This window comes from Streptomyces catenulae (genome assembly GCF_000718015.1).
Lineage (GTDB): Bacteria > Actinomycetota > Actinomycetes > Streptomycetales > Streptomycetaceae > Streptomyces > Streptomyces catenulae.
This window is the reverse complement of sequence record NZ_JODY01000051.1, coordinates 20,644-30,752: the sequence shown is the minus strand read 5'-3', so window position 1 is coordinate 30,752 and position 10,109 is coordinate 20,644. Positions and strand designations below refer to the sequence as shown.

Below are 10,109 nucleotides of genomic sequence, written 5' to 3'. Positions count from 1 at the left end.
CCCCAACCCCCGAACACCTGCTCCGAACACCTGCCCCCCCGGCACCACCCCGCGTCCCCTCTCCCCCTCCTCGACCCCCTCACCCCTCCCCATATGCCATATTCGGCCAGATCTGAGTGGCTGTTCCGCCGTGCGGGCGAGGTACGAAATCCGCAGGTCAAAGCCTTGTGGGCGACAAGATGAAAGCTCAAGCACCGTGTGGCCAGGGGCTGGTGTGTCCGCGTGGACCCGTCGTGTTCGGCGGGTGGCGCCGGGCTGCGGGCACCGTCAAGGCGTGCGCCAGGTGAGTTAACTCCCAGGCCATTCGGGTTACCACCCGGTTGCACCGCGTTAGAGTTCCGTCGCAGGCGTCTTCCGGATGATGACGTTCCGGAAAATAACGACCGAGGCGAGCACGCGGCCCGGACGTCGACAACGGGGCCCTGGGAGACGCGCGCGGAGCGGGAACGATCCCGCTGCCGGGGCTCCCGTGCCCCACGGGCGATCGGACTGGGGGTTGACGACGTTGACGGCCGAGAGTGGCGAATCCATTTCTCACCCCACACTGATCGGGTCCGTGCAGCGCGCTCTGCGGCTCCTCGAAGCGGTCGGGGAACACCCGGAGGGCGCTCCGGCGAAGCAGCTCGCCCGCGAGGCCGGTTTACCGCTGCCGACCACGTACCACCTGCTGCGCACCCTGACCCACGAGGGCTATCTCCGCCGCTGCAACGGTGTCTTCGTCTTCGGGGCGGCGGCCGATTCCCTCGGTCGGGCCAGCGAGCGGCGGCGTCGGCGGCAGGAGCTGTCCGATGCACTCTGTCTGCTCGGCGAACGGTTGGATGCCGCGGTGTACTTCGCGGTCTACCGCGAGGGCGAGGTGGAGGTGGTCGCGGCCGGAGGTACTCCGGAGCGGCCGCCGGTGGAGGAGTGGGTCGACTTCCGCTCCACCGCGCATGCCCATGCGATCGGACAGTGTCTCCTGGCGCAGCTCGACACGGCTTCCCGTAAGGAGCATCTGTCCCGCTATCCGGTGCAGTCCATAACCCCCTTTTCCGTGCGGTCCAAGGATGATCTGCTGCACCGTTTGGATACGGTGCGTCGCGGTCATGTGGCGTATGAACAACAGGAATATGCCCTCGGCACGGTTTGCTCGGCGATTCCCGTGCAAGTCGGCTCGGTCGCCGCGGCGTTGGCCGTATCTCTCCCCGCCGAGGAACTGCACCGATTGCGCTCTGTCACGGCTCGACTACGGAAAATGGCGGAGGCGACGCTAACGACACTCGCCTTCTCTATCAGTATCTGAAAACTCACTCCTTGTGATCTGCTGGCACGTGACAGACGATGGCGTCAATAGGGCCACGGGGGACGAATCCCGGCCATCCCGATCTAGTGCGGGGCAGTGGTTGATGACCGACACAGTTCAGGCAGAAGTGATCATGAGCTTCCTCGTTTCCGAGGAACTCGCCTTCCGGATTCCGGTGCAGCTGGACTTCGACAGCGCCGATCCGTACGCCGTCCGCCTCACTTTCGACCTACCCGGCGATACGCCGGTGACATGGGCCTTCAGCCGTGAGCTGATGCTCGACGGGCTGAGCAGACCATCCGGCGAGGGCGATGTGCGGATCGAACCTTCCGGAGGCGGACATCTCAGCGATGTCTTCATCAGCCTCCAAGTGGGCTCCGAGCGGGCGCTCTTCCGCGTCAGCGCTCCACCCCTGGTGGCGTTCCTCGACCGTACGGACCGGCTGGTGCCACTCGGTGCGGAAGAGGTGTGCGACACCTTGGAGGCGGAGTTGGACCGCATCCTGTCCGAGGCGTCGAAGGCGGGTTGACCCCGCCGTCGTCGGCGGGCAGAGCCACCGCCCGTGCCCGGCCCGGACCGCTCGTCCCCCTGCGGTCCGGGCCGAGTGCCGTTCCCTGCCGACGTCCGGCCTCCGGTGGCCCTCAGACCTTGCGGCGCCGCCCGCGTCCGCCGCGCCGTGCCGCCGCCCGGCCCCCGGACGGTGCGGGTGCACCCGCGTCCCGGCCGGTCGCCCCGTCCGTCTCTCCCGCGGCCCGTCCGCGGTCGGCCGAGACGACCAGCGCGGCCAGCAGCGTCGTCAGTGGTACGGAGGCGACCAGCCCGATGCTGCCGACCAGCGTCCGTACGATCTCCTCGGCCACCACCTCGCTGCCCGCGACGGCGCCCACCCCGCTCTGTGCGATCGAGAAGAGCAGCATGAGCGGCAGCGCCGCGCCCGCGTAGGCGAGGACGAGGGTGTTCACCACCGAGGCGATGTGGTCCCGGCCGATCCGCATCGCCGCGCGGTAGAGCGTGCGCCAGGACGCCGACGGATCGGCCTCCTTCAGCTCCCACACGGCCGCGGTCTGGGTGACCGTCACATCGTCGAGCACACCCAGCGAGCCGATGATGATGCCCGCCAGCAGCAGGCCCCGGATCTCGATGTTCGGGAAGAGGCCGTGCACCAGCCCCGTGAAGTCGTCGGTGTTGCCGGTCAGCAGCGCCCAGCCGATGAACACCGAGCCGAGCAGCCCGATGAGCAGCAGCGAGGCGAGGGTGCCGAGGACCGCGACGGAGGTTCTGGCGGTCAGCCCGTGGCACATGTAGAGCGCGATCAGCATGATGGCGCTGCCGCCGACCACCGCGACGACCAGCGGGTTGGAGCCCTGGAGGATCGCCGGGAGGATGAACAGCGTCAGCACCCCGAAGCTCGCGACCAGCGCGACCAGGGCCAGGACGCCGCGCAGCCGTCCCACCACGACGACGGCGCCCGCGAAGAGCGCGGCCAGCACCCACATCGGTACCGTCCGGTCGACGTCACTGATCGAGTACTGCAACTCCTTCGGCGCCTTGGGGGAGTACGCGACCTGGACCTCCTGGCCGGTGGTGTAGTGGCGGAGCGCGTCCGGGGTGACCACCGTGTCGAAGGTCCGCCCGGCGTTCTGGCCCGTCGTCACCTTCACCGTCGCCACCTCGCAGGGTCCCTTGGTCTTGGCCGGGGGCCCGTTCGGCTGCTCCCCGGGGACCGGCTGTTCCTGGGCGTGGACGCTGGCGCAGTCGACCTCGGCGACCTTGGTCACGCGGGCCGACTCCTGGGGCTGGTCGAAGCCGACGCCGGACGGTTTGTGGCCGGGGGCGCCGCCCGGCCACAGCACCGCCAGACCCACTGCGACGGCGACCGCGAACGGGATCAGTACCGCGGCGATGACCTTCCGCAGATGCCGGGAGACGGGCGCCGCCGGGCCGTGCCCGTGCCCGTGCGAGTGGCCGTGGCCGTGTCCGTGCCCGTGGGCAGGGGCGGCGGCGGAGGCGGGTGAGGACGTGTCGATGCCGGTCACCGCCCGATCATCGCAAGAAGTCCGGGCCCCCTGGCCACCTCGCCGTACCGGCCGCTACCGTGGTGCCACCTTTGCAATCGCGGGAGCTCGGAGCACCGGGCTGAGAGGGCGCTGACCTTCGTCCCGACGACGTTTCACGTGAAACGTCGTGGACGGAAGCCGCTGCGTCGACCGCCGAACCTGTTACCGGGTAATGCCGGCGTAGGGAGTTGGGTCTTCATGACTCTGCAGGATGCACGCACGCCCGAAAACGGCGAGTCCGGCGCGGACGGCTCCGTCAAGGAGTTCGGCTGGCACAAGGGCTACGTCTCCGGATCGCGCCCGGACCTGCGGGTACCGGTCCGGCGAGTGCACCTCACCAACGGCAAGGACGTGACGCTGTACGACACGTCAGGTCCGTACACCGACCCCCAGATCGACACCGATGTCCGCCGCGGTCTGGCACCGCTGCGGGAGAACTGGATCATCGCGCGGGGCGACACCGAGGAGTACGCGGGCCGTCCGCCCCGCCCCGAGGACGACGGTCTCAAGCACACCTCACCCCGTGGTGGACTGCGCAACCTTGACGCGGTCTTCCCCGGACGCCCACGTCAGCCGCGGCGCGGGCGGGGCGGCGCGGCGGTCAGCCAGCTCGCCTATGCGCGGCGCGGCGAGATCACCGCGGAGATGGAGTACGTCGCGGTCCGCGAGGGTGTGACGCCCGAGTTCGTCCGCGACGAGATCGCGGCGGGCCGTGCGGTGCTGCCGGCGAACGTCAACCATCCGGAGATCGAGCCGATGATCATCGGCAAGAACTTCCTGGTGAAGGTGAACGCCAACATCGGAAACTCCGCGGTCACCTCGTCCATCGAGGAGGAGGTGGAGAAGATGACCTGGGCGACCCGCTGGGGCGCCGACACGGTCATGGACCTCTCCACCGGCCGCAACATCCACACCACCCGCGAGTGGGTGCTGCGCAACTCCCCCGTGCCGATCGGCACCGTCCCGCTCTACCAGGCGCTGGAGAAGGTCGACGGCAAGGCCGAGGAGCTGACCTGGGAGATCTACAAGGACACCGTCATCGAGCAGGCGGAGCAGGGCGTCGACTACATGACGGTCCACGCCGGTGTGCTGCTGCGGTATGTGCCGCTGACCGCCCGCCGGAAGACCGGCATCGTCTCCCGCGGCGGTTCGATCATGGCCGCCTGGTGCCTGGCGCACCATCAGGAGTCGTTCCTCTACACGCACTTCGAGGAGTTGTGCGACATCCTCGCGTCGTACGACGTGACATTCTCGCTCGGTGACGGGCTGCGTCCCGGGTCGATCGCGGACGCCAACGACGAGGCGCAGTTCGCGGAGTTGCGGACGCTCGGCGAGCTGAACAAGGTCGCCAAGGCGCACGGGGTGCAGACGATGATCGAGGGCCCGGGCCATGTTCCGATGCACAAGATCAAGGAGAACGTCGACCTCCAGCAGGAGATCTGCGAAGAGGCGCCGTTCTACACGCTCGGCCCGCTGACCACGGACATCGCGCCCGCCTACGACCACATCACGTCGGGCATCGGCGCCGCGATGATCGCCTGGTGGGGCACGGCGATGCTCTGCTACGTCACGCCCAAGGAGCATCTGGGCCTGCCGGACCGCGACGATGTGAAGACCGGCGTCATCACGTACAAGATCGCGGCCCATGCGGCGGACCTGGCCAAGGGGCACCCCGGCGCCCAGGACTGGGACGACGCGCTGTCGGACGCCCGCTTCGAGTTCCGCTGGGAGGACCAGTTCAACCTGGCCCTCGACCCCGACACCGCGCGGGAGTTCCACGATGCGACGCTGCCCGCGGAGCCGGCGAAGACCGCGCACTTCTGTTCCATGTGCGGGCCGAAGTTCTGCTCGATGAAGATCAGCCGGAGCATCACCGAGCAGTTCGGCGGTGAGGACGGCGCCAGCCCCGAGGAGATCGAGGCGGGCATGCTGGAGAAGTCCAAGGAGTTCGCCGCCGCGGGCAACCGCGTGTACCTGCCGCTGGCCGACTGACCGTCCACTCCTGACGCACCGGGGCTCCCCGTCCACGGGCGGGCCCCGGTGCGGCTCGGCGAACCGGGGCCCGCCCCGCCGCCGGTCCGCCACCCGCCGCCGGGGATTGCTACGTTGACCGTCCCGTTCCGCCGTTGACCTGGTGCGGAGCGGCGGCGATACACAGGGGTGGGACATGAAATGGGTAGGCGTGGTCTGGTTTCTCCGGCACACCGGGGACTTCGGATTCAGTCATGGCGCGCTGCCCGGCGCGATCGGCGTCCTCGCCGTGCTGCTCATCGCCGTACTGGTCGGCTTCGGTCTCCACCGCGTCGAACGCGTCCGCCGCATCCGCCACGCCCCGCTCTCCCTCGCCGCGGTCCTCTTCTGCGCCGGGGCGATCTGGCTCGCCGTCACCTGACGCGCGCCGCGGGCCCCGCCACGTACGACGCCCGGCCGCTCCTCCGGAGCGTGCCGGGCGTCAAGGCTCAGGCAGGCAGCGGGAGTTGGGTGACCAGCAGCTTTCCGGCCATGGTGACGCCGCCATCCATCGCGATGGCCAGCCCGTCGGCGTAGACGTGCGGGCCCTCGACCGCGACCTGCTCGCTGTCGCTGTCCTCCGTGCCGACCTCGCCCAGCAGATACGGGATCGGGCTGTGTCCGTGCACGACGCGGGTGCCGCCGTAGGTGTCGAGGAGGCGGCGCGCGGCCTCGGCGCCGGAGTCGTCGCGGAACGCGAAGCGCTTGGTGAACTTCCGGAAGAGGTCCCAGACTTCATCGGCTTCGCTGCGGGTCAGGACGTCGTGGACGGTGTCGTTGACCGCCTCGATCGAATCGCCGTACTCCAGGTACGCGGTGGTGTCGGAGTGCACCAGCAGGTGCCCGTCCTCCTCCATCACGGCGTCCAGCCGGGCCATCCACTGGAGGTGGTGGTCCTCCAGGCGGTCCATGTCGGTCTTCTGCCCGCCGTTGAGCAGCCACGCGGCCTGGAACGACGCGGTGCCCGCGCCCGACTGGACCGGGGTGTCGCCGAACCGCTTGGCGCCCAGCAGCAGCAGTTCGTGGTTGCCCATGAGCGCCTTGCAGTACCCGCCTGCCGCCGCCGCCTCGGCGGACAGCTGCATGACGAGGTCGATCACGCCGATGCCGTCCGGACCGCGGTCGGTGAAGTCGCCGAGGAACCACAGCCGCGCGTTGCCCGCGGCCCAGCTGCCCTCTGCGTCGATCAGACCCTCGGCGGTCAGCGCCGCGCGCAGCTCCTCGTAGTAGCCGTGCACATCGCCGACGACGTAGAGGGGGCCGGGACCGGCGGCCTCGTCCTCGCCCTCCGGGGCGGGCAGGAGCTGGGCTGCGGGCTGGTCGACGAGGGTGTCGGTGCGACCGGTGCCGATGACCGGAAGATCACGGGCGGTTGGCGTGTACCCATCGGGCAGTTCGTCGGGCTGCGCCGGGGCGGCGGGCGCGGGAGGCGGTGCGGGAACGCTGTCCTGCGGCGGTCCCGGAGGGGCGCCGTCGAACGGTCCGGGCGGCGGCGAGGACGCCGGAGTGTGTGCCGCCATGGTCCACGCCATGGGTCCCTGACCGGCCCCCTGAGTCATTGACCCCTCCACCATCGCGCCGCCGTGTACCTCTCGGACCTTTGCCTGGTCGACGGCGGTCCGCGGTGTCGTTCGCCCATCATAGGAACGCTGCTCGCGGGTTGTGACGCACCAGGGGGTGGTCAATCCGCCGGAGCCCGGCGTTCCCGGATGTTTTCTCCCGAGATCAACCCGTTTTTTCCGGACACCGAACCCGGGCGCCCGTGCACCGCCGGGACGTACGCCCCGCCGATTCCGGGAGCGTACCCGCCGATCGGCCCGTGATCACGGCCCACGGCGCACGAGTGCGGCGCCGCGGTGTGCGGAGGTGCGCCGGCCGGGACACCGTACGACGCCCCGTGGCCGGCGCGCCGCTCGCGGGCCGGTCAGTCGCCGGCCGGGCCGCGCGGCGGACTGACGGTCGTGCGGGGCGAGCGCCGCTGGGACGACGTCCGCACGATCAGGTCGGTCGGTATCACCTGCTCGACGGGGCCCTCGGTGGCCAGCCCCTCGATCGCGTCGATGAGGATCTGGACGACGGCGGTGCCGATCCGGCGTGGCTTGAGGGAGAGCGTGGTGATCGGCGGCTCGGTCGTGGCGTAGACGGTGGACTCGCTGCAGCACACCAGCAGCAGATCGTCCGGTACGCGCAGACCGTAGCGGCGTGCGGCGGCGAGCAGGTCGGTGCCGTTCGGGTCGAAGAGCCCGTAGACGGCGTCGGGGCGGTCCGGGCGGGCCAGCAGCCGGTCGGCGGCGACGGCGCCCGCGCAGGGGTCGTGCGCCGGGTAGGACTCGTAGACCGGGTCCTGGCCGACGCGTTCGCACCACTGCAGGTAGGCGGTGGTGGAGAGGCGGGTGTAGGTGTCGGTCGTGGTGCCGGTGAGCAGGCCGATGCGGCGGGCACCGGCCGCGGCGAGATGGTCGAGGAGGCCGAGGACGGCGGCCTCGTGGTCGTTGTCGACCCACCCGGTCACCGGCAGCGAGCCGCCGGGACGGCCGTCGGAGACGACGGGGAGGCCGTGGCGGACGAGTTCGGTGACGACGGGGTCGCCGTCGGCCGGATCGATGACGACGGTGCCGTCGAGGGCGACGTTGGACCACACGTCGTGGCGGGACGTCGCGGGGAGGATGACCAGCGCGTATCCGCGGGCCAGGGCGGCGGAGGTGGCGGCTCGCGCCATCTCGGCGAAGTAGGGGAATTCCGTGAAGGTGAAAGGTTCATCCCCGTACGTGGTCACGGTCAGGCCGATCAACCCTGACTTGCCGGTACGGAGCGTGCGGGCGGCGGCGGACGGGCGGTAACCCAGCCGGTCGGCCACTTCGCGGACGTGGCTGCGGGTGGCGTCGGGGAGCCGCCCCTTGCCGTTGAGCGCGTCGGAGACGGTCGTGATCGATACACCGGCCGCGGCGGCCACATCCCGGATGCCTGCCCGCCCCAGCCGGCGACCGGTCGACCGGCTCACCTGGTGGTTCCCTGCTGCTGTCATGGCGAGCCGATAGTAGGGCTCGGAAAGCCCATTGGAGGGGATCGCCTGGCGCACCGGCGAAGGAACATTTCTGCAAGGTGATACCCCGTCAATTACCATGCAATGGAAGGCAGTTAGCGGGGTGTTTGCTACTTCGCTGGGCTGGTGGGGGTGTTCGCCTGGCGATGTTCTCAGGTCTCGAAGAGGTCTCAAGTCACCTTCACGGGGGACGCGCGCCAGGGAGCGAGCCACCGGCGCACGCTTTTTCGGAGTGCGCCCCTTGTGCGGCCCGGCGGTGGGCGCGGGATGTGATCACCGGGCGGTGCCCGCCGTGGCCCCGTGGGGACTGCCGCCGGGCGGGGGAATCCTCATAAGGTGTGCAGTATTCGTGTCGAGCGGGACGGTCGAGGAGGACCTGCGGTGAGCGAGAAGACCCCGAAGCTGCGTGCTGCGCTGGACGGCATCCCCACCTACAAGCCCGGCCGACCGGCGGCGTCGGACGGGCCGGTGGCGTACAAGCTGTCCTCCAACGAGAACCCCTACCCCCCGCTGCCCGGTGTCCTGGAGCGGGCCGTCGAGGCGGCGGGTGCCTTCAACCGTTACCCCGACATGGCCTGCACGGGGCTGATGGCGGAGCTGGCCGAGCGGTTCTCGGTGCCGGTGGAGCATCTGGCGACCGGCACCGGCTCGGTGGGTGTGGCCCAGCAGCTGGTGCAGGCCACGGCCGGGCCGGGCGATGAAGTGATCTACGCCTGGCGGTCGTTCGAGGCGTACCCGATCGTCACGCAGGTCTCCGGGGCCACCTCGGTGAAGGTGCCGTTGACCTCGGGTGAGGTGCACGATCTGGACGCCATGCTGGCGGCGATCACCGACCGCACCCGCCTGATCTTCGTCTGCAACCCCAACAACCCCACCGGCACCGTGGTGCGCCGGGCCGAGCTGGAGGCGTTCCTCGACCGGGTGCCGGACGGGATCCTGGTGGTGCTGGACGAGGCGTACCGGGAGTTCATCCGCGACCCCGAGGTGCCGGACGGCGTCGATCTCTACCGCGACCGTCCCAACGTCTGTGTGCTGCGGACCTTCTCCAAGGCGTACGGCCTGGCGGGGCTGCGGATCGGTTTCGCGGTGGCGCACGAGCCGGTGGCCGCGGCGCTGCGCAAGACGGCGGTGCCGTTCGGGGTCAGTCAGCTGGCGCAGGAGGCGGCGGTGGCGTCGCTGCGCAGCGAGGCGGCGCTGCTGGAGCGGGTCGACGCGCTGGTCGCCGAGCGGACCCGGGTGGCGGCGGCGCTCGCGGCGCAGGGCTGGGAGGTGCCGCCGTCCGAGGCGAACTTCGTCTGGCTGCGGCTGGGGGAGCGGACGGGGGAGTTCGCCGAGGCGTGTGAGCGGGCGGGCGTCGTGGTGCGGCCGTTCGCGGGTGAGGGGGTGCGGGTGACGATCGGCGAGAGCGCGGCGATGGACCTGTTCCTGAGCGCGGCGGAGGAGTTCCGCAAGACCGTGTGATCTGTGAAGGAACGTTTTTGGTCAGAGGCCGCGAGTCCCCGGGACTCGCGGCCTCCGGCGTTTCCGGGGCGCTCCGTCGCAGGTGAGCGCGGGTTCGGGGCGGCCGCGGAGGGCGTGACCACGGTCACGTACCCCCCGTCGGGGCAGGCCGAAGTCGTAGGAGATAATTGCTTGTGAATGTGAACGCGTTCACAAGCGCGCCGTTTATGTCCCGCTTCACTGCGTGCATAAAGGGCAAAAGCCGTAGTGGAACGGC

Annotated in this window: 8 protein-coding genes; 5 read left to right on the top strand and 3 right to left on the bottom strand. The window is 70.1% G+C overall.

Annotation, left to right across the window (positions count from 1 at the left end; genetic code table 11):
* Positions 1–556 precede the first annotated feature (556 nt).
* Complete coding sequence (locus tag IF23_RS0129495) at positions 557–1,282, top strand: IclR family transcriptional regulator (RefSeq protein WP_245655156.1); 726 nt, start codon at positions 557–559, stop codon at positions 1,280–1,282.
* 103 nt (positions 1,283–1,385) lie between these two features.
* Positions 1,386–1,811: an SsgA family sporulation/cell division regulator gene (locus tag IF23_RS0129490; protein WP_030289115.1), complete on the top strand. Its 426-nt coding sequence runs from the start codon at positions 1,386–1,388 to the stop codon at positions 1,809–1,811.
* 112 nt (positions 1,812–1,923) lie between these two features.
* Here IF23_RS0129490 and IF23_RS0129485 read toward each other — a convergent pair whose 3' ends face one another.
* Positions 1,924–3,309 carry a YibE/F family protein gene (locus tag IF23_RS0129485; protein WP_245655157.1) on the bottom strand — a complete coding sequence of 462 codons (1,386 nt, stop codon included), beginning with the start codon at positions 3,307–3,309 and terminating at the stop codon, positions 1,924–1,926.
* A gap of 228 nt (positions 3,310–3,537) precedes the next feature.
* Here IF23_RS0129485 and thiC point away from each other — a divergent pair, with 228 nt between their 5' ends.
* The gene (thiC, locus tag IF23_RS0129480) at positions 3,538–5,331 is read left to right on the top strand and encodes a phosphomethylpyrimidine synthase ThiC (protein WP_030289111.1); all 1,794 of its coding nucleotides are present in this window, start codon (positions 3,538–3,540) and stop codon (positions 5,329–5,331) included.
* A 190-nt stretch (positions 5,332–5,521) separates the two neighbouring features.
* Complete coding sequence (locus tag IF23_RS0129475) at positions 5,522–5,731, top strand: hypothetical protein (RefSeq protein ID WP_030289109.1); 210 nt, start codon at positions 5,522–5,524, stop codon at positions 5,729–5,731.
* A 67-nt stretch (positions 5,732–5,798) separates the two neighbouring features.
* On the opposite strand, the gene IF23_RS0129470 is transcribed toward IF23_RS0129475, so the two are convergent.
* Both IF23_RS0129470 and IF23_RS0129465 read right to left on the bottom strand, forming a co-directional pair.
* Positions 5,799–6,869 carry a metallophosphoesterase gene (locus IF23_RS0129470; RefSeq protein ID WP_037680218.1) on the bottom strand — a complete coding sequence of 357 codons (1,071 nt, stop codon included), beginning with the start codon at positions 6,867–6,869 and terminating at the stop codon, positions 5,799–5,801.
* Positions 6,870–7,273: 404 nt separating this feature from the next.
* Positions 7,274–8,374 (bottom strand): LacI family DNA-binding transcriptional regulator, encoded by a 1,101-nt coding sequence (locus IF23_RS0129465; RefSeq protein WP_037680208.1) that lies wholly within the window; start codon positions 8,372–8,374, stop codon positions 7,274–7,276.
* Between the two features lie 399 nt (positions 8,375–8,773).
* Here IF23_RS0129465 and hisC point away from each other — a divergent pair, with 399 nt between their 5' ends.
* A complete protein-coding gene (gene hisC / locus IF23_RS0129460) occupies positions 8,774–9,853 on the top strand; it encodes a histidinol-phosphate transaminase (RefSeq protein WP_030289104.1) in 1,080 nt (359 codons plus the stop codon).
* Positions 9,854–10,109: the final 256 nt, after the last annotated feature.

Coding starts and splice junctions, on each gene's coding strand:
- thiC (WP_030289111.1), top strand. CDS start 3,538: ATGACTCTGCAGGATGCACGCACGCCCGAAAACGGCGAGTCCGGCGCG.
- IF23_RS0129490 (WP_030289115.1), top strand. CDS start 1,386: ATGACCGACACAGTTCAGGCAGAAGTGATCATGAGCTTCCTCGTTTCC.
- IF23_RS0129470 (WP_037680218.1), bottom strand. CDS start 6,869: ATGGCGGCACACACTCCGGCGTCCTCGCCGCCGCCCGGACCGTTCGAC.
- IF23_RS0129465 (WP_037680208.1), bottom strand. CDS start 8,374: ATGACAGCAGCAGGGAACCACCAGGTGAGCCGGTCGACCGGTCGCCGG.